This is a genomic window from Nonomuraea indica (genome assembly GCF_002850745.1).
Classification (GTDB): Bacteria; Actinomycetota; Actinomycetes; order Streptosporangiales; family Streptosporangiaceae; genus Nonomuraea; species Nonomuraea indica.
In genome coordinates this window covers 128,798-147,474 of record NZ_KZ559467.1, presented here as the reverse complement: position 1 = coordinate 147,474, position 18,677 = coordinate 128,798, and the positions used below count along the sequence as shown (strand labels likewise).

Annotated in this window: 18 protein-coding genes; 9 read left to right on the top strand and 9 right to left on the bottom strand. The window is 72.6% G+C overall.

The genetic code is table 11. The features are described from left to right. Positions 1-98: 98 nt before the first annotated feature. Entirely contained in the window at positions 99-818 is a 720-nt protein-coding gene (locus tag CXR44_RS04800; RefSeq protein ID WP_101783661.1) for a PIG-L deacetylase family protein, read from the top strand. A gap of 155 nt (positions 819-973) precedes the next feature. Here the strand turns inward: CXR44_RS04800 and CXR44_RS04795 are convergent, their stop codons facing one another. From CXR44_RS04795 to CXR44_RS04760, 8 genes are all read right to left on the bottom strand, one after another. Beyond that, positions 974-1,402, bottom strand: a complete 429-nt coding sequence (locus CXR44_RS04795; RefSeq protein WP_101783660.1) for a PIN domain nuclease — start codon at positions 1,400-1,402, stop codon at positions 974-976. Beyond that, positions 1,396-1,596 (bottom strand): type II toxin-antitoxin system VapB family antitoxin, encoded by a 201-nt coding sequence (locus CXR44_RS04790; protein ID WP_101783659.1) that lies wholly within the window; start codon positions 1,594-1,596, stop codon positions 1,396-1,398. Before CXR44_RS04790 ends, CXR44_RS04795 begins: the two co-directional genes overlap by 7 nt. A 156-nt stretch (positions 1,597-1,752) precedes the next feature. Continuing rightward, a complete protein-coding gene (locus tag CXR44_RS04785; RefSeq protein WP_101783658.1) occupies positions 1,753-2,457 on the bottom strand; it encodes a CPBP family intramembrane glutamic endopeptidase in 705 nt (234 codons plus the stop codon). Between the two features lie 92 nt (positions 2,458-2,549). Beyond that, positions 2,550-2,807: a WhiB family transcriptional regulator gene (locus tag CXR44_RS04780; protein WP_101783657.1), complete on the bottom strand. Its 258-nt coding sequence runs from the start codon at positions 2,805-2,807 to the stop codon at positions 2,550-2,552. 90 nt (positions 2,808-2,897) lie between these two features. Beyond that, positions 2,898-3,533, bottom strand: a complete 636-nt coding sequence (locus CXR44_RS04775; protein ID WP_101783656.1) for a neutral zinc metallopeptidase — start codon at positions 3,531-3,533, stop codon at positions 2,898-2,900. Between the two features lie 4 nt (positions 3,534-3,537). After that, positions 3,538-4,938: a glutamate-cysteine ligase family protein gene (locus CXR44_RS04770; RefSeq protein WP_245898841.1), complete on the bottom strand. Its 1,401-nt coding sequence runs from the start codon at positions 4,936-4,938 to the stop codon at positions 3,538-3,540. Between the two features lie 308 nt (positions 4,939-5,246). Continuing rightward, entirely contained in the window at positions 5,247-5,885 is a 639-nt protein-coding gene (locus tag CXR44_RS04765) for a response regulator (protein WP_180903186.1), read from the bottom strand. Beyond that, positions 5,882-7,090, bottom strand: a complete 1,209-nt coding sequence (locus CXR44_RS04760; RefSeq protein WP_101783654.1) for an ATP-binding protein — start codon at positions 7,088-7,090, stop codon at positions 5,882-5,884. Before CXR44_RS04760 ends, CXR44_RS04765 begins: the two co-directional genes overlap by 4 nt. 111 nt (positions 7,091-7,201) lie before the next feature. Between CXR44_RS04760 and CXR44_RS04755 the strand changes: the two genes are divergently transcribed. From CXR44_RS04755 to CXR44_RS04720, 8 genes are all read left to right on the top strand, one after another. Continuing rightward, the gene (locus tag CXR44_RS04755; protein WP_101783653.1) at positions 7,202-8,893 is read left to right on the top strand and encodes a PspC domain-containing protein; all 1,692 of its coding nucleotides are present in this window, start codon (positions 7,202-7,204) and stop codon (positions 8,891-8,893) included. Beyond that, positions 8,883-9,110 carry a hypothetical protein gene (locus CXR44_RS04750; RefSeq protein ID WP_245898840.1) on the top strand — a complete coding sequence of 76 codons (228 nt, stop codon included), beginning with the start codon at positions 8,883-8,885 and terminating at the stop codon, positions 9,108-9,110. Before CXR44_RS04755 ends, CXR44_RS04750 begins: the two co-directional genes overlap by 11 nt. Positions 9,111-9,183: 73 nt before the next feature. Further along, a complete protein-coding gene (locus CXR44_RS04745; protein WP_101783652.1) occupies positions 9,184-9,666 on the top strand; it encodes a (2Fe-2S)-binding protein in 483 nt (160 codons plus the stop codon). Continuing rightward, positions 9,663-12,062, top strand: coding sequence for a xanthine dehydrogenase family protein molybdopterin-binding subunit (locus CXR44_RS04740; RefSeq protein WP_101783651.1), 2,400 nt, complete (start codon positions 9,663-9,665; stop codon positions 12,060-12,062). Before CXR44_RS04745 ends, CXR44_RS04740 begins: the two co-directional genes overlap by 4 nt. Continuing rightward, entirely contained in the window at positions 12,059-12,913 is an 855-nt protein-coding gene (locus CXR44_RS04735) for an FAD binding domain-containing protein (RefSeq protein ID WP_101783650.1), read from the top strand. The genes CXR44_RS04740 and CXR44_RS04735 overlap by 4 nt, the downstream gene beginning before the upstream one ends. Before the next feature lie 79 nt (positions 12,914-12,992). After that, complete coding sequence (locus tag CXR44_RS04730; protein WP_101783649.1) at positions 12,993-13,769, top strand: SRPBCC family protein; 777 nt, start codon at positions 12,993-12,995, stop codon at positions 13,767-13,769. Between the two features lie 85 nt (positions 13,770-13,854). Continuing rightward, positions 13,855-16,506 carry a CDP-glycerol:glycerophosphate glycerophosphotransferase gene (locus tag CXR44_RS04725; protein ID WP_101783648.1) on the top strand — a complete coding sequence of 884 codons (2,652 nt, stop codon included), beginning with the start codon at positions 13,855-13,857 and terminating at the stop codon, positions 16,504-16,506. Beyond that, complete coding sequence (locus tag CXR44_RS04720; protein ID WP_101783647.1) at positions 16,503-17,567, top strand: glycosyltransferase; 1,065 nt, start codon at positions 16,503-16,505, stop codon at positions 17,565-17,567. Before CXR44_RS04725 ends, CXR44_RS04720 begins: the two co-directional genes overlap by 4 nt. A gap of 60 nt (positions 17,568-17,627) precedes the next feature. Here CXR44_RS04720 and CXR44_RS04715 read toward each other — a convergent pair whose 3' ends face one another. After that, a complete protein-coding gene (locus CXR44_RS04715) occupies positions 17,628-18,677 on the bottom strand; it encodes a sulfotransferase family protein (protein ID WP_101783646.1) in 1,050 nt (349 codons plus the stop codon).

Genomic DNA, 18,677 nt, shown 5'->3' with positions numbered 1-18,677 from the left:
CACGCATCTAGGTTAAGACGCCCCACCGACAATCGGTGCCCGGAATGCCGACCGGGAACCGGCGGTTGTCTCCCGACAGGAGATCAGAAAGGGAGACCATGCTGGCCGAGAGTGAGATCAACAGGGTGCTGACCGTCACGGCCCATCCGGACGACGTCGACTTCGGCGCCGCGGGGTCGGCTGCGCTCTTCGCCGACCGGGGCGTCCAGGTCACCTACCTGCTGGTCACCGACGGCGACGCCGGCGGCAACGACCGCGACCTCGACAACTCCGGCATGGCCGAGCTGCGCCGGACCGAGCAGACGTCCGCCGCCAAGGCCGTCGGCGTCACCGACGTGCGCTTCCTCGGCTACGCCGACGGGACGGTGACGCCGTCGCTGGAGCTTCGACGCGACATCGCCCGCGTCATCCGCCAGGTGCGCCCCGACCTGGTGATCACCCACCATCCCGACCGCAACTACCAGTTCGTGGCGCCCAGCCATCCCGACCACCGCGCCGTCGGCGGCGCCGCGCTCGACGCGGTCTACCCCGACGCCCGCAACCCGTACGCCTTCCCCGAGCTGCTGCGGGAGGAGGGCCTGGAGGCGTGGACGGTGCCGGAGGTGTGGCTGATGGGCGGGATGACGCCCGACCACTGGGTGGACGTCACCGCCGTGCTCGACCGCAAGCTGGCGGCCCTGCAGTCGCACGTGAGCCAGATCGCGCACGTGGAGGGGTTCGAGGAGGCGGTCAAGGCGCGCTGGGCGGAGTGGGCGACGCGGGCCGGCTTCGGCGCGGGCCGCTACGCGGAGGCCTTCCAGATCGTCCCCACGGCCTGACCACCGGCCCCACGGCCTTTGCACCACCGGCCCCACGGCCTTTGCACCACCGGCCCCACCCCACTGCCCCCGCCCACCGGCACTCACCTGCGCCGGTGCGGCAGACCATCCGCCACGGACGCGGCCTCCGTGCGCGGACGGAGGCCGAGGGCGGATCACGACACGGAGCCCGGCGGCACCACCCACAGAGAGGGCTGCCCGGTGACCTCGGAGATGACGTCGTAGTCGCGGTCGTAGTGCAGGACCGTCGCCCCGTGCACCTCGGCACAGGCCGCGATCAGCAGGTCGTTCGGCCCGACGCCCCGGTGCTGCGACTTACGGGCGAGTAAGCCCTGCACGTCGAGGGCTCGTGCCTGCACGTCGGCATTGAGCTCCAAGCACCGGAAGTCGTCGCGCAGATGCTGTGCGTCAAGTTCGTACCCCGCGGGGTCTCGGGCGCTGAAGAGCACTTCGAGCTGCGTGACCGTGCAGATCGCCAACATCTTGTCGAGCATGAGCGGTTTCAGGGCGCGTCCGACCAGCGGGTTGGGCATGCGCGCCAGAGCGCTCTTGTCGATGAGGTAGACCACGCCGGTGGCTACCACGGATGCTTCATGATCTCCGGATCCAAGAGATCGGTATTGTCCCGTGAGGTCCAGTATTCGAACGCTTCTCGACGCTTTGCCCTTTCGGCGACCTCCGTCAGGGCGGCGTGGACCGTCTCCTTCATGTTCTTCGTCCCAAGCTCCTCCTGGACGACCTCCAGGAGCTCCTTGTCGATGTCGATGACCGTACGCAAGGGGCATCACCTCCGCTACCTCCACCGTATATCACAGACAGTGATCTTGATATACGCACGCTCCGCACATCGTCCGGAACGGAACGTGCGCAGCGGAGAACGTACTGCACCGAAGCCCTCCCTCGGCGTGCACGTCGGGACGGCGGTGGAGGATCTCTACCCCTCGGGCGGAATCCGTGTGCCCCGCCTGCTCGCGAGGCGGGCGAAGACGTAGCCGAGGGAGTTGGTGGACAGGTGCAGCATCGAGGGGGCCAGCAGACCGGCACGGCGCCGCAGCTCGCAGAAGAGCACCCCCGCCACCCCGGTGGACAGCACGCTGCCCGCGACCACCCGGGCCGTGTCGAGACGGCCCGGCGACTCGCCCGCCGTGAGGGCGCCGAGGGCGGGGTTGGCGCGGGCCATGTCGATCGCCGGCAGGATGTGCCACAGCCCGAAGAGCGCCGACGACACGGCCGTCGCCGTCGCCGTGCCGTGGGTGCGGCGCAGCCCGCCGTACAGGGCGCCGCGGAAGCCCACCTCCTCCAGCAGGACCGTGCCGAACGGGACCTGTACGAGAACCTCCTCCAGCACGCGCGCCCGTGACAGGGACAGCGCGCGCTCGTCGTGGAAGAGCGGCCGGGTGCGCGGCAGCGCGACGCCCGCCGTGTAGGCGGCGACGACCCCGGTGGCCAGCGCCGCCCCGGCGAGGGCGCCGCGCCGGGGCTGCTCGAACCCGAGCTCTCGCCAGGACGCCCCCGACCTGCGCGCCATCGCCACCAGCGCGGCGGTGGCGGCGGCCGAGGTCAGCGGGCCGAGCCGGGGGGCGACCTTGTTGTTGAGGACGTTGGCCGCGACCAGCACGGCGATCGAGGGAAGCAGCACTCCTGCAGGCTATGTCGCCCCGTGTGCGCCCGCGGGCCCACACGTCACTCCGGACACGCCGAAGCGCCCGCGCGGTGCCGCGCACGCCCGGGTCAGGACGCTGCGGGGGTGCGCCAGCCGGCCGGGAAGCGGCTGCGGCGGCGCTCCTGCGGTGTGAGGCCGCCCCAGATGCCCTCCGCCTCGCCCGCCCGCAGCGCGTAGGAGCGGCACTCCTGCAGCACCCGGCACCCGGCGCAGATCTCCTTGGCGCGCGCCTCCTGGGCCGGTGAGGGGGCGAGGGGGAAGAAGAGCTCAGGGTCGCTGGATCTGCACGCGCCCCCGCGCAGCCAGCCGGTCTCCTCCAAGGGCATGAGGCCACGCTATGCCGTGTTCATGATCGCTCGCATCATCCTGGGGGTTGACGCTCGGATACATCTCGGGCCGGACCCGGAGGCCCGCGATCAGCAGGCGCTCACCCCACGGTTGTAGCCGGTGGCGAACGCCTGCTGGCGCTGCTCGGCCGTGCCGTGGGCGGCCGGGTTGAGCCAGTCGTCCGTGGGGTCGCCGGCGGCTTCGAGGTTGAGCAGCAACTCCTCCTCGTCGCCCGGTTCGGCGCGCAGCGACCCCGCCTGGACCAGGGCCGACAGCGTGCCGCCCGCGTAGCAGTCGGCCTGCAGCTCCGCCTGGACGTTCAGCTCGAACCGGGAGTCGAGCTGCGCCTGGACGGCGTGGCCGAGCTCGTGCAGCACGATCAGGTACACCGATCCGTCGCCCATCTCGCTCCACAGCCGTTCCATCCAGTCGCGGTCGAAGGCGACGAAATGCCCGGCGGGGCAGTAGAAGGCGTTGTTGGGCACGGAGCGCTCCCCGGCGCAGCGCGGGCCGGACCGCCCCGAGTAGGGCACGAAGCCGTTGATCGGCCGGTAGGTCCGGCCGGCCTCGCCGAACTGCTGCTTCCAGAACGTCTCGCCCAGCTCCCGCGCCCCCTGGACGTCGTCCGCGAAGGTGTCGGCGCCCCGGACGTCCCTGGAGGGCACGCCCGTGAGCCCGCACCCGGCGAGCAGGAGCACCAGGACCAGGGCGAGGGCGCGTGTCACGCGGTCAGACTTCCCAGGTGTGCACGGGTTCATTCGTGTGCATGCGCTCGATGTACTCCAGCGTCATCAGGCGCAGCGCCTCGTGCCTGTCGCCGCCGAGGGCGCGTACCTTCTCCACCTGCCAGGTCGCGCCCGTGCGGCCGGTCAGGCAGCGGCCCTCGATGACCCTGAGCAGCCGGTCGGCGACGGCGGTGTCCACGCCGCGCACGGCGAGCCCCTCGTACGCCATGGGGAGCAGGCGGCGCAGGATCAGCTCGGCGGCGGGCACCTCGCCGATCCCCGGCCAGTACAGCCGCGCGTCCAGGCCGTGCCGGGCGGCGGTGGTGAGGTTGTCCTCCGCCGCCGCGAACGACATCTGGCTCCAGATGGGCCGCTCGCCGAACGGCAGGACGCGCATCAGCCCGTAGTAGAAGGCGGCGTTGGCCGCGATGTCCAGCACGGTCGGGCCGGCGGGCAGCACCCGGTTCTCCACGCGCAGGTGCGGGACGCCGCCGACCACCGCGTAGACCGGCCGGTTCCAGCGGTAGATCGTGCCGTTGTGCAGGGTGAGCTCGTCCAGCTCGGGGGTCCGGCCCGCCGCCAGCTCGGCCGCCGGGTCGGATTCGGCGCAGATGGGCAGCAGGGCCGGGAAGTAGCGGACGTTCTCCTCGAACAGGTCGAAGACGCTGGTGATCCACCGTTCGCCGAACCAGACGCGCGGGCGCACGCCCTGCGCCTTCAGCTCGGCCGGACGGGTGTCCGTGGCCTGTTCGAACAGCGTGATCCTGGTCTCGCGGTGCAATTCCTTGCCGAACAGGTACGGCGAGTTGGCGGCGACCGCCACCTGGGCCCCGGCGACCGCCTGGGCGGCGTTCCAGTGGGCGGCGAACGCCTCGGGGCTGACCTGCAGGTGGAGCTGGACGCTGGTGCAGGCCGCCTCGGGGGCGATGCTGGCGGCGTGGGTGTCGAGCCGTTCGACGCCCTCGACGCACAGGTGGAGGTCCTCGCCGCGGGCGGCGAAGATCTGCTCGTTGAGCAGCCGGTAGCGGGGGTTGGCCGACAGCGTGCCCTCGTCGACGTCCCGTTCGCGCAGCGTGGGAAGGATGCCGATCAGGGCCAGGTGTCCGCCGAGGGAGCGGGCGCGCTCCTCGGCGTGGTCGAGCCGGGCCCGCACGTCGTTCTCCAGCCGGAGCGCGCCGTCGCCGGCCAGGTCCTGCGGCTCGATGTTGATCTCGATGTTGAACTGGCCGAGTTCGGTCGCCCAGTCGGGCCGCTGGATGGCGTCGAGGACGGCCGCGTTGCACATGGCGGGTTCGCCGCCCGCGTCCACGAGGTTGAGCTCGATCTCCAGGCCGGCCAGGGGGCGTTCGTCGGCGAAGCGGGACGCGGCGAGCATCTGGGCGAAGACGTCGAGACATCGACGCACCTTTTCCCGGTATTTCCGGCGGTCGTCCCGGCTGAAGACAACGACCGGCACATCTTTGCCCATATCGGAAATGTCGCACGTCACCAGCCGTTGTACCAGCCCGCTCCGGCAACGGCCCGCTCACCTTTCCCCTGTCGACCTCCTTCGTCCCCGCGAACGACCGCACGTCCCGGCCCCGGAACGGCCCCGGCGAGCCGGGCACGGGACCGGAGGCGGGACCGTGATCGCGGGCCGCGGCCGGGAGAACAGGGGCACGGCCGGGAGAGCGAGGGCGCGGCCTGGAGAGCGGGGGCGCGGGGCCGGGGCCGTCAGACGAGCCGGCGGGCGGTGGCCCAGCGGGAGAGCTCGTGCCGGTTGGAGAGCTGAAGCTTGCGCAGCACCGACGACACGTGCGTCTCCACCGTCTTGACCGAGATGAACAGCTCCTTGGCGATCTCCTTGTACGCGTAACCGCGCGCGATCAGCCGCAGCACCTCCCGCTCACGCTGCGTCAGCGAGTCGAGCTCAGGGTCGATCGAGGGCGCCTCCGACGAGGCGAACGCGTCCAGCACGAATCCCGCCAGCCGCGGCGAGAACACCGCGTCGCCCTCGGCCACCCGGCGGATCGCGTCGGTCAGCTCCCTGCCGCTGATGTTCTTGGTCACGTAGCCGCGGGCGCCGCCCCGGATGACGCCGATCACGTCCTCGGCGGCGTCCGAGACCGACAGGGCGAGGAAGCGCACCTGCGAGCCGGAGCCGAGGACCCGGCGCAGCACCTCCTGGCCGCCGCCGCCGGGCATGTGCACGTCGAGCAGCACCACGTCGGGCTGAAGCTCGGAGATCGCGCGCACGGCGGTCTCCACGTCCTCGGCCTCGCCGACGACCTGGATCGAGTCGCCCAGCTCCGCCCGCACACCCGACCGGAACAACCGGTGATCGTCCACGATCAGCACCCGGATCACGTTCACTCTTTCGCCACCTTCATGGTCAGCATCACTTCCGTGCCCTCGCCCGGCTCGGTGCGCACCCTGGCCGTGCCGCCGTGGCGTTCCATCCGGCCGACGATGGACTCCCTGATCCCCATCCTGTCGGCCGGCACCGCGTCGAGGTCGAACCCTTTGCCCCGATCCTTCACGAAAATCGTGGCCTCTTCACCTTCGACTTCGGCGTACACGGAGATGGAGGGGCTCCCGGAGTACTTCGCCGCGTTGACCATGGCCTGTCGGGAGGCCTTCAGCATGGCGGCGAGCCTGCCCTCCGCGTCGAGCTCGACGTCGCCCACGCACACCACCTCGATGGCCACGCCGTGGGCGTCCTCCTCCTCGGCGGCGATCCGGCGCACGGCGGCGGCGAGCGTGGCGTCGGCGTCCTGGGCGGGCTGGTAGAGCCAGTTGCGCAGGTCACGCTCCTGCGCGCGGGCGAGGCGGCTGACCTCGCGGGGGTCGTGCGCGACGCGCTGGATGATGGTGAGCGTGTGGAGCACCGAGTCGTGGATCATCGCGGCGACCTCGGCGCGCTCCTCCTGCCGGATGCGCTCACGCCGTTCGAGCTGGAGCTCCTTCCACAGGCCCGCGAGCCAGGGGGCGGCGATGACGGCGAGCCCGCCGACCACGACCGCGGTGAACAGCAGCCCCTGGCCGGCCTCGGCGAGCCGCCCCTCGATGACCAGGAAGCCCGCGGCCCCGCCGACGACGAGCGCCACACCGAGCAGGGTGCGCGCCCGGTTCTTCCTGATGCTCGTGGTGGCGCCGCTCACCCAGCCCTTGCGCCGCTCCGGATCGGCCTGCTGCCACAGGATGAGCGCGCCGATGCCGCCGACCGCGAACGGGAGCACGCCGATGCCGCCCTTGGACGCGCCGGTCAGCCAGCCGAACGCGAGCAGCGCCACGCCGATGGCGCTGAACGCCGCGAGCTGGCTCCAGTCGCGGGCGGGCGGCCGGCCCTCGTACGGCTCGCGGGGCGAGATCATCCACAGCACCGCGTAGGCGACCACCCCGACTCCCTCGACCACGCTCAGCAGCACGAACATCAGCCTGATCACCACGGGATCGAGCTTGAGCTGTGCGGCCAGCCCCTGCGCCACGCCGCCGAGGAGGCGGCCCTCCATGGGCCGCATCAACCGGCGGTAGGGGGCGTCGCCACCGGGTTCGGCAAGAGTCTTCTGGTCAGCCATAACATCGCCATCGTCACACGCGCGGGACGAAAACGGCATCCGGAACAACCCCCGGGTCGGGTCAGGGGTTCCCCGGATGCAGGGACGGCCGGCAGGGGCCACGATGGTGCCATGACGCAAGCACCGCCCAAGGAAGCCGGCGCGCCTCCCCGCGCGCTGCGGCGCAGCAGCGAGGGACGTCTCCTCCTGGGCATCTGCGCCGGGCTGGGACGGCACACGGGCATCGACCCGGTGGTGTTCCGGGTCGCCTTCGCGGTGCTGCTGTTCGGCTCGGGCATCGGCCTGTTCCTGTACATCGCGGCGTTCCTGCTGATGAAGGAGCCGAGCGGCCGGCCCGGGTACATCGAGACCTGGACCCAGCGCGACTTCGACGCCGAGACGGTGCTGGCGCTGCTCACGGCGGTGCTGGGGTTCGGGCTGGCGATCAACCTCACGACGGTGTGGCTCGACACGGGGACGCTGGTGGTGGGGCTGCTGCTCGCCGTCTCGCTGCTCGCCGCCCACTCCAGCGGCGTGGACCTGGTGGCCCTGGTCCGATCGATGCCCGAGCGGCTCAACCGCCGGGCGGCCCCGCCGTCGGCCTACCCGTCGGCCTACCCGTCGGCCTACCCTCCGGTCTCCACGCCGTCCGAGCGGGCGCCCGCCGGGGTCGGCACGCCCGCGCCCGACGCGGACCGGCCGCCGGCCCCCGTGCCCGGCGAGCTCCGGGGCCCGGCGCAGGGGCCGGCTCCGCGTCCCGCCGAGGAGGCGCGCCCCTCGCCGGCGGCGGACGGGTCCCCGGCGGGCGTGCCAGAGCCCGAGCGCGACCGGCCCGCGCCCGTCCCCGTCGAGGCGGCGGACGATCAGCCGCTCCCGTACGGCGGGACGCGCGAGCAGCCGCTCCCCTACGGCGAGGCGGACGAGCAGCCGCCTCCCTACGGCGAGGCGGGCGGGACGGAGCGCCGTCGGGGCGGGTCCGGCAACTCGCAGGAGAACGCCGTGTACGGCCGGCCGTTCGCCCCGCGCGGCCCGTTCCAGCCGAGTGGCCCGCACCGGCGACGAGACGCCTTCCAGGCGGCCGGTGTCACCGAGGAGGGCGGGCTCCCCCGGGCGGACGGCTACCAGCCGCTGGACCCGCGCAGGCGGGCCGGGCACTCCTCCCCCTACGACCCCGCCCTGTACGGCCGGCCGGCGCCGCGCCGCCGGCGGCCCAGATCGTTCATCGGCCTCATCACCGTGTTGCTGGCCATCGTCATTGGAGGCATCGTCGTGGCGGTCCAAGCCGGATCGGGCACGGGAGCGAATCCCACCATCGTGGGCGGCGCCGTGCTGGTCACCATAGGGGCGGGCCTGCTGGTCGCCGCCTGGTGGGGGCGCGGGGCGGGGCTGGTGGCGGCGGGCACCGCCGTGGCGTTGCTGATCGCGGCGGTGATGACCTTCGGAGGCAGGCCCCGCGAGGTCGGCAACACCGTCTGGGTCCCCCTCACCGCGAACGCCGCCGCGAGCCGGTCGTACGACATCGGGCTGGGCAGCGGGCGGCTGGACCTGTCGCAGATCGAGCTGGCGCCGGGAGCCGAGCTCACGGTGCGGGCCTCGGTGCGGGTCGGCGAGCTGCTGGTGATCGTGCCGCCCGAGGCCAGGGTGGAGGTGCACGCCGAGAACCGGGTCGGCGACATCAAGCTCGACCAGTCGCTGCGCGGCGGCGTGGACGTGACGTGGGACAAGGTGCTGGAGCCGGAGGTCCGGCCGCAGGGCGAGCCGCCGACGATCGAGCTGCAGTTGCGCGGCGGCATGGGCGACGTGGAGGTGCGGCGTGCCGCGTGAGCACGACGGCATGCCGGGGTCCGAGCTGGACCGGCCGGGGCGGGCGCACCGGACCGACTGGATGGCGCTGCTGAGCGGATTGTTGTTCGTGGTGCTGGGCATCCTCCTACTGACCCGCTCGATCACGGATCCGCTGGTCCTGTCCGGCTTGGTGGTGATGGGGCTGGGTTTCGCGGGGCTGGTGGCGGTGGTCGCCAGGGTCGTCAGAGGTAAGTAACCCTTGACCGGGAAAAACACCGGCGTACCTTGGCATTTATCCACTTATTCCCCCCTGCTCTGAGGGAGGACGTATGCCCCGCATCGCCATAACCGTCGACGGGATCAAACACGAAGAGGACGTCGAGCCGCGACTGCTGCTCGTTCACCTGCTGCGAGACAGGTTGGGCAGGACCGGCACGCCGGTGGGCTGTGACACCACCAACTGCGGCGCCTGCACGGTCATGCTCGACGGCAGGAGCGTCAAGAGCTGCTCGGTGCTCGCCGTCCAGGCCGACGGCTGCGACGTCGTCACGATCGAGGGCCTGGGGGCGAACGGCTCGCTGCACCCGATGCAGCAGGCCTTCCACGAGGAGCACGCGCTGCAGTGCGGCTACTGCACGCCCGGCATGGTGATGGCCGCGATCGACCTGCTGAGGGACGACCCCGACCCGTCGGAGGAGACCATCCGCCGGGGCCTGGAGGGCAACCTGTGCCGGTGCACGGGTTACTGCAACATCGTCCGCGCGGTGCGCAGGGGCGCCCAGGAGATGGGGCAGGCGGTGAGGACGCCATGACCGAACTGGACGCCGGCCTGGTCGGCGAGCAGATCGCGGAGAGCGGGCAGATCTCCGAGCCGGACGGCGCCCGCGAGATCGGCCGCGCCCGGCGGCGCAAGGAGGACCGGCGGCTGCTGACCGGGCACACCCGGTGGACCGACAACCTCCAGCAGCCGGGGATGCTGCACGTGATGTTCGTGCGCAGCCCGATGGCGCACGCCCGCATCACGCGGGTGGACGTGTCGGCGGCGCGCGACCTGCCGGGTGTGGTGGCCGCTTTCAGCGGCCGTGACTTCGCCGACGAGCAGGGCAGCCTGCCGTGCGCGTGGCCGGTGAGCGAGGACATCGTGATCCCCGACCACCCGCCGATGGCCGTGTCGCAGGTGCGCTACGTCGGCGAGGCGGTCGCCTGCGTCATCGCCACCGACCGCTACCGGGCGGCCGACGCGCTGGAGGCGGTCGAGGTCGACTACGAGCCGTTGCCGGCCGTCATGGACATGAACGAGGCGCTCGCGCCGGACAGCCCGAAGGTGCACGAAGCGGGCAACAAGGCCTTCAGCGTCACGATCACCTCGGGGGACGTCGAGGCGGCGCTGCGCGACGCGCCCGTGGTCATCGACCGGACGTACGTCCAGCAGCGGCTCATCCCGAGCGCGATGGAGCCCCGCGCGGTGCTGGCGAGCACCGACGGCGACACGTTCACGCTCTGGTCGTCCACCCAGATCCCGCACGTGCTGCGGGTCATGCTGGCCGTGACGACCGGCATCCCCGAGCACCGGCTCAGGGTGATCGCGCCCGACGTGGGCGGCGGGTTCGGCTCGAAGCTGCAGGTCACGGCCGAGGAGGTGCTGTGCCTGCTGCTCACCCGGCGGCTCGGCGTGCCGGTCAAGTGGACCGAGTCGCGCTCCGAGGGCAACCTGACCGTGCACCACGGCCGCGACCAGATCCAGCACCTGACGCTCGCGGCCGAGGCCGACGGGCGCATCCGGGGGCTGCGGGTGCGGCTGCTGGCGGACATGGGCGCCTACCTGATGCTGGTGACGCCGGGCATCCCGATGCTGGGCGCGTCGATGTTCAACGGCATCTACAAGATGGACGCCTACGAGTTCGGCTGCACGGGCGTCTTCACCACCAAGATGCCGACCGACGCCTACCGGGGCGCGGGCCGGCCGGAGGCGACGTTCGCGATCGAGCGGATCATGGACGAGCTGGCCGCCGAGCTGAAGATGGACCCGGTCGAGGTGCGGCGGCGCAACTGGATCGGGCACGAGGAGTTCCCGTACACGACCGTCTCGGGCCTGACCTACGACTCGGGCAACTACGAGGCGGCCACGGACCGGGCGCTGGCCCTGTTCGGCTACGACAAGCTGCGGGCCGAGCAGGCCGACCGGCGTGACCGGCGCGACCCCGTCCAGCTCGGCATCGGCGTCAGCACCTACACCGAGATGTGCGGGCTGGCCCCGTCGCGGATGCTCGGCATGGCCAACTACGGCGCCGGCGGCTGGGAGCACGGCTCGGTGCGCATGCTGCCGACCGGCAAGGTCGAGGTGATCACCGGCACCTCGCCGCACGGCCAGGGGCACGTGACGGCGTGGAGCCAGATCGTGGCCGACTCGCTGGGCGTGCCGTTCGACGACGTGACGGTGCTGCACGGCGACACCGCCATCGCGCACAAGGGCATGGACACCTACGGCTCGCGCTCGCTAGTGATCGGCGGCGTCGCGGTGCTGCAGGCGTGCGAGAAGGTCAAGGCCAAGGCACGCAAGCTGGCCGCGCACCTGCTGGAGTGCTCGCCGGACGACCTGGAGTTCGACGGCGGCGCGTTCACGGTGCGGGGCACCGGGTCCGCCAAGACGATCCAGGAGCTGGCGTTCGCCGCGTTCACGGCGCACGACCTGCCCGAGGGCGTGGAGGCGCGGCTCGACTCCGACGCCACGTTCGACCCGGACAACTACTCCTTCCCGCACGGCACGCACCTGTGCGCGGTGGAGGTGGACACCGAGACGGGGCAGGCGCGGATCCGCTCGTACGTGGCCGTGGACGACGTCGGCAGGGTGGTCAACCCGCTGATCGTGCGGGGCCAGGTGCACGGCGGCATCGCGCAGGGCATCGCCCAGGCGTTGTTCGAGGAGGCCGTCTACGACGCCGACGGCAACCTGCTGACCACGACGATGGCCGACTACCTGCTGCCGTCGGCGGCCGACCTGCCTGACTTCACCACGGACCGCACCGAGACGCCGTCCACCGGCAACCCGCTGGGCGTCAAGGGCGTCGGCGAGGCGGGCACGATCGCCTCCACGCCCGCCGTGGTGAACGCCGTCGTGGACGCGTTGCGCCCGTACGGGATCGACGACATCCGCATGCCCTGCACGCCCGAGCGGATCTGGCGCGCGCTGGAAGGAGCCCGGTCATGATCCCTGCCCCGTTCGACTACGTGCGGCCCGGGTCGGTCGAGGAGGCGTGCCAGGCGCTCGCCGCCGACGAGGACGCCAAGGTGCTGGCGGGCGGGCAGTCGCTGCTGCCGCTGCTGCGGCTGCGGCTGGCCTACCCGTCGACGCTGGTGGACATCGGCCGGCTGCCGGAGCTGTCGGGCGTGCACGACCGCGACGACCACGTCTACATCGGCGCGATGACCACGCACGACGACGTCCTGCGCTCTCCCGTGATCCACGGCGCCTGCCCGCTGGTCGCCCTGGCCGCCGCCACGGTGGCCGACCCGGCCGTGCGGCACCGCGGCACGTTCGGCGGCTCGCTGGCCCACGGCGATCCGGCCGGTGACCTGCCGGCCGTGGTGCTGGCGCTGGACGCCGTCCTGGTGGCCAGGTCGGCGCGCGGCGAGCGGGAGATCCCGGCGGCCGAGTTCTTCGCCGACTACCTGGAGACGGCGCTGGAGCCGGACGAGATCCTCGCCGGGGTGCGGATCCCCAAGCTCGGTCCGGGCTGGGGTTACCACTACGAGAAGTTCCACCGTACGGCGCAGGCCTGGGCCGTGGTGGGGGTGGCCGCTGCCGTCAAGCGCTCCGACGGCGGCATCGAGGAGGCCAGGATCGGGCTGACCAACATGGGCGCGACGCCCGTGCGGGCCCGCGCGGCGGAGGCCGCCCTGCGCGGGGCGGAGGCCGGTGACCGGGTGCGGGCGGCGTGCGAGGAGGCCGCGGCGGACACGTCGCCGCCGGCGGACCTGCACGCCCAGCCGGACTACCGGCGGCATCTGGCCAGGGTGCTGACGCACCGGGCGGTGCGCACCGCCGCCGGTTGGGGCTGAGGCGCGGGGGCGGGGCGACCCCTCCCGGGGCGTCCCGCCCGTCCAGGTACGAGGGAACGGCGGAGGAGGAGCGGATCCGATGGCGATGCGGTTCGAGCACGAGTTCACTGTCCCGGTCCCGGTCGAGCAGGCGTGGGCGGTGCTGCTCGACGTCGAGCGGGTCGCGCCGTGCCTGCCGGGGGCGTCGCTCGACACCGTCGAGGGCGAGCGGTTCACCGGCCGGATGAAGGTGAAGGTGGGTCCGATCACCGTGGCCTACCGCGGCACGGCCGAGTTCGAGGACGTGGACAAGGACGGCCACACGCTCACGATCAAGGCGTCCGGCAAGGAGGACCGGGGCGCCGGCACCGCCTCGGCCACGGTCCGGGCCAGGCTCAGCCCGGCGGGCGGCGCGACGGCCGTCGCGGTGGAGACGTCGTTCAATGTGACCGGCCGGCCGGCGCAGTTCGGACGCGGCGTGATGGCGGAGGTCGGCGGCAAACTGATCGACCGCTTCGCGGCCAACCTGTCCGACCTGCTGTCCGAGCATCCGTCGGCCGAGGACCGGCCCGCCCGTGACGAGCCCGCAGGCGGGGAGACCGCAGGCGGGGAGACCGTGGGCGAGCCGTCCGTAGGCGGGGAGACCGTGGGCGAGAAGTCCGTAGGCGGGGAATCCGCGGGCGGGGAGCCTGCGACCGAGGAGCCCGTGGCCGCGGAGCACGCGCCCGCGGCTCGCACCTCGCGCACGGCCGACGAGCAGGCGCTCGACCTGCTGGAGATCGCCGGAGCCCCGGTGCTGAAGCGGCTGGCGCCCGTCGCGGCGGCCGTCGTGGCACTGCTGCTCCTCCGCCGGCTGATCAGGCGACGAAAGCGTTAAATCCGGCAAAAACCCCTCCAAGCCGGGCACTATGCCGCGACCTGCGGGAATGCCCCTGGCACGTGTCCGACCGGGGGGAGATGGCATGCCGGCCTGCACTGTTGTCGTGATCGCCTACAACGACGCGGACCGCCTGCCGAGGGCCGTACGCTCCGTGCTCGCCCAGACCCTCGGCGACCTCGAGGTCCTGATCGCCGACGACGCGAGCACCGACGCCACCCCCAGGGTCGCCGAGGAGCTCATGCGCGCCGACCCCCGGGTGCGCTACCTGCGCCGCGCCGCCAACAGCGGCGGCTGCGGCGCGCCCAGGAACGACGGCCTCGACGCCGCCGAGTCGCCGTACGTCATGTTCCTCGACAGCGACGACGAGCTCCCCCGGCACTCCTGCAAGAGCCTGCTCGCCGAGATCGAACGCACCGGCGCCGACTTCGTCTCCGGGCAGATCACCCGCCTGTACGAGTGGAACGGGCGGACCCAGCGCTACTACCCGGCGCTGTTCGCCCGGCGCAGGGTGGTGTCCGGCATCCGCGAGGAACCGGAGCTGTTCCTCGACTCCTTCACCACCAACAAGATCTACAGCGTGCGCTTCCTGCGCGACCGCCTGCTGCGCTTCCCCGAGGACATCCACTACGAGGACCACGTCTTCTCCAGCGAGTTGTACGCCGTCGCCGAGCGGTTCGCCGTCGTCCCGTGGGTCGTCTACCTCTGGCACCGCACCCGCGACCGCTCGTCCATCTCGCTCAGCATCGGCGACATGGACAACGTCCGCCACCGGGTCGCCGCCGCCCGCCGGAGCGACGCGGCGCTGCGCGCCCACGGCGCGGCCGACCTGGTGCCGGCCCGCCAGGAACGGTTCCTGCGCCAGGACCTGCGCGTCTACCTCAACCCGCTGCCCACCCGCGACAGGGTGTGGGCCAAGGAGTTCGCCGCGGTCGTCCGGCCGTACCTGGAGGGGGTCCCCGCCGAGGTGCTGGACCGGCTGGACCCGATGGCCAGGGTGTGCTGCCACCTCATCCTGTCCGACCGGATTGACGACCTGCTGGTCGCGGCCACCTCGCTGACCGGGCCGCAGGCGCCGCCACGGGCCGCGGTGCGGCAGGCCGGCCGGACGTACTGGGGCACCACGGTCTCCCCCGGCATGGACATCACCCGCCTGCGGCTGGCCGAGCTGCCCTTCAGCGCCAGCCGGCTGCGGCACGAGGTGACCGAGCTCTCCGCCGACGGCCCGCGGGTCAGGATGACCGTGCGCACCTACGACCCGTTCGGCGCGCTGCCGCTGGAGTGGACCGCGTTCCTGGGACTCGGCCGCGAGCGCGTGCCGATCCACCCGCAGGCGTCCGGTGAGGGCGGCTACGTCAGCGAGGTCAGCTTCGTCCCGCGGGCCCAGTGCGACCCGCGCATCGGCTTCACCAGCCTCGCCACCGGCCACACCACGACCGACCGGCTGCTGGTGAACCCCGCCATGGAGCCGATCGAGCTGCCCGGCGGCGTCCGGGTCTCGGCGGGCGGCCCGGCGGCCCACCTCATCGTGCGCGCCCCCCACCCGCGCCGGCCTCTCCTGCCGCGGATCCGGCGGGCGCTGCTGCGCCGGGCCGGCACCCCGGCGAACAAGCTGCGCGCCTACCGGACGCTGATCAGGATCCTGCCGCCGCGCCGGAATCTGGCCCTGTTCGAGTCGGACGTCGGCAAGGGCTGCACCGGCAGCCCGCGGGCGATCTACGAGGAGCTGCGCCGTCGCCGGCTGCCGGTCGAGGTGGTCTGGTCGGTGGCGCCCGGCCGCGGCGGCGCGCCCGAGGGCGCCCGGCTGGTGCGGCGCGGCGGCTGGCGCTACGTCTGGACCCTGGCCAGGGCCGGCCTCTGGGTGGACAGCCACGGCTTCCCGCTCGACTACCCCAAGCCGCGCCGTACCCGCTACCTGCAGACCTGGCACGGCCAGGGCATCAAGTCGATCGGCTTCGACGCGCCCGACCTGCGCGCGGACTTCGACCGGCCGCGCCGGCGCTGGCGCGCCGCCGTCGCCCGCTGGGACGCGCTGGTCTCGCCGAGCGCCGAGTTCACCCGGCACTTCGTCCGCGCCAACGGCTACACCGGGCCCGTCTACCGGTACGGCACGCCGCGCTGCGACGCCCTGGTGCACGGCAGATCCACCACGGACGTGCGGGCCAGGCTGGAGATCCCGCCCGGCCGCAAGGTGCTGCTGTACGCCCCCACCTACCGCGACCAGGCCAAGGGCGACGGCAGGTCGGTACGGGCCGACCTGGAGCTGATGGCCGAGGAGCTGGCCGGCGAGTGGGTGGTGATCCTGCGGACCCACCCGGTGGAGCGCTACGCGGTGCCGCGGCACCTGCTGCACTTCGTCCGGCCCGCCGGAACCTATCCCGAGGTCAACGACCTCATGCTCGCCTCCGACGCGCTGCTCACCGACTACTCGTCGGTGATGTGCGACTACGCGCTGACCGGCAGGCCGATGCTCTTCCTCATCGACGACTGGGACGACTACCGGCTGCGCGAGCGTGGCGTCTACCACGACCTTCCGTCGATCGCCCCAGGCCCGTGCGTGACCACGACGGAGGAGCTGGTCGCCTGCCTGCGCGACCTGCCCGCCGTGCACGCCTCCCACGCCGGGCGGTACGCCGCCTTCCGCGAGACGTGGTGCGCCGACGAGCGCGGCGACGCCGCGGCCCGGGTCGTCGAGGACTTCTTCGGAGCTTTCATCGAGGCGCGGAGGGTGCCGTGACCATTGTCTTCGCGTGCCTGGAAGCCGACACTCTCGGCGGTGTCCAGCAGGTGACGCACACCCTCGCGCAGGGTCTGGCCGGGCGCGGCCACGACGTCCACGTGATCGGCCTGTACCAGGCGGCATCGCCGTTCCACTACGTCGACAGCCCGCTGTACGAGGAGCACGTGATCAGCCGGACGGCCGTGGACCGGCAGGGGCGCCTGGCGCGCTGTCACGCCGACCGGCGCCTCGCCCGGCTGCTCGGCTCCGTGCAGCCCGGCTTCGCCGTCATGACCTCGCCCTCGGTGGTCACCCGGCTGGCGCGACTGCTGCCCGACTCGCTGCGCACCATCGGCCAGTATCACGGCTCGTACGAGCACGCCCGCGACTGCTGGCACCTCGGCTCCATCCGCAAGCACTACCCCGCCCTCGACCAGGCGGTCTTCCTCAGCCGGGACGACGCGTGGATGTTCTCCGAGCACGCGCTGCTGCCCAACGCGTGGGCGGTGCCGAACCCGCTGGCCACCTGGCCGCAGGAGACCGCGACGCTGGAGACCCCCCGGGTGCTGGGGGTGGGCCGGTTGGAGGGGGTCAAGCGGTTCGACCGGCTCATCACCGCGTTCGCCCGGTCGGGCGTGCCCCGGCCGTGGGAGCTGCACCTGATCGGCGAGGGCGGCGAACTGGAGCGGCTGCGCGTCCACGCGGCCGAGGAGGGCGTGGCCGACCGGGTGGTCATCAAGGGGCGGGTGGCGGCGGCGCGGATGCCGGGCGAGTACCTGGCCGCCTCGATCGTGGCCGTGACGAGCGAGCACGAAGGGCTGCCGATCGTGCTGCTGGAGGCCGCCGCGCACGGGGTGCCGGCGGTGGCGTTCGACGTGTCGGGCGGGGTGCGGTCGGCCGGTCCGGTGCTCGTGCCGGCCGGCGACGTGGACGCGTTCGCGCGGGAGCTGGCCCGGCTCGCCGAGTCGCAGCAGGAGCGGCGCCGGCTGGGAGCCGCCGCCCGGGCCAGGGCCGGGAGGTTCCGCCTGGACCGCGTCCTGGACGAGTGGGAGGCGCTGTTCACCCACATCTCCCGCTGAGCGGACGACAGGCGGATGCCCGGAGCGCCCACCCCCGTGCGGCGCCCCGGGCATCCGGCTCTACCGCGAGCGGTCGGCCAGCTCGGGCTCCTCGGCCCGCTGCTGCGGGACCCCGGCGAGCGCCCGCTGTGTCGTGGTGAGCAGCGCGGCCACCGGTCCGGGCTCGCGCAGCCGGTTGATGCGGTCGCGCATGTGCTTGCGCACCCGGCTCGCCCGGCGCTTCTGCGCGGTCTTCTGGAAGATCGCCAGGTGCGCCTTGGAGGCCGGCGGCGCGCCGGTCAGCTCGTAGCCGTTGGCCACCAGCCGGTCGCCGAGCACCTGCTCGCACAGCGAGATCTCCCAGGCGTCGAGCCGGTTGGCCCAGCTCCCGACCCGGGAACGGGTGACGTCGCCGTGGGTGTTGCTGTGCCAGACCTTGTGCGGCGGCACCGCCACCGCGGCGGCCTCGCGCGGCGAGACCATGGCCGGGTCGAAGTCCTCCTCCAGGAAGAGGCAGAGCTTCTTCAGCTCGGTCGACGGGTCGTCGGTGAGGTCCTCGTAGCGCAGCTCGTAGTAGCTGTCCTCGGGCATCGTCTTGCGCAGCCGGACCCCGGCGTCGATCGCCTCGGCCCAGGTGGAGACGGCGTGGAAGGAGTTGTGGGTGTACCAGGGCATCTCCTTCAGGGAGGAGACGCAGTCGCGGCCGTCCCTGATCAGGTGGATGAACTGGGCGTCCGGGAAGAGCCTGAGCAGGTACTCGACCTGCTTGACGTAGCTCGGCCGCTTGTCGCCCCAGCGGGCCTTGCCGAACCGCTCGGCGTACATGCGGAAGGTGATGCCGAGCACCGAGCCGAGCGAGCCGGGCCCCTCCACGGCCTGCCGGACGTAGTCGTCGTTGTCGATCTTGAGTTCCTTGAACTTGGTGGTGCGGTCCCCTGCCACCCACTCGGCCAGCGCGCGGCGGCGCTGGGCGAGGCGCATGTCGCCGAACGTCCGGCGGCGCATGTAGGCGGGAATGAGGTACCGCGTCTCCGGCGGCACCGCGATGCGCGGGTGCGAGTGCAGCATGAGCTGCAGCATGGTGGTGCCGGAGCGCGGGCAGCCGACGACGAACACTGGCCGATCGGACAT

What these genes read in the sequence shown, in the direction of transcription:
- CXR44_RS04800 (WP_101783661.1), top strand. Translation starts at nt 99, where the DNA reads ATGCTGGCCGAGAGTGAGATCAACAGGGTGCTGACCGTCACGGCCCAT.
- CXR44_RS04780 (WP_101783657.1), bottom strand. Translation starts at nt 2,807, where the DNA reads ATGCCCTTGGAGGAGACCGGCTGGCTGCGCGGGGGCGCGTGCAGATCC.
- CXR44_RS04760 (WP_101783654.1), bottom strand. Translation starts at nt 7,090, where the DNA reads ATGGCTGACCAGAAGACTCTTGCCGAACCCGGTGGCGACGCCCCCTAC.
- CXR44_RS04755 (WP_101783653.1), top strand. Translation starts at nt 7,202, where the DNA reads ATGACGCAAGCACCGCCCAAGGAAGCCGGCGCGCCTCCCCGCGCGCTG.
- CXR44_RS04745 (WP_101783652.1), top strand. Translation starts at nt 9,184, where the DNA reads ATGCCCCGCATCGCCATAACCGTCGACGGGATCAAACACGAAGAGGAC.
- CXR44_RS04740 (WP_101783651.1), top strand. Translation starts at nt 9,663, where the DNA reads ATGACCGAACTGGACGCCGGCCTGGTCGGCGAGCAGATCGCGGAGAGC.
- CXR44_RS04735 (WP_101783650.1), top strand. Translation starts at nt 12,059, where the DNA reads ATGATCCCTGCCCCGTTCGACTACGTGCGGCCCGGGTCGGTCGAGGAG.
- CXR44_RS04730 (WP_101783649.1), top strand. Translation starts at nt 12,993, where the DNA reads ATGGCGATGCGGTTCGAGCACGAGTTCACTGTCCCGGTCCCGGTCGAG.
- CXR44_RS04725 (WP_101783648.1), top strand. Translation starts at nt 13,855, where the DNA reads ATGCCGGCCTGCACTGTTGTCGTGATCGCCTACAACGACGCGGACCGC.
- CXR44_RS04715 (WP_101783646.1), bottom strand. Translation starts at nt 18,677, where the DNA reads ATGTCCGATCGGCCAGTGTTCGTCGTCGGCTGCCCGCGCTCCGGCACC.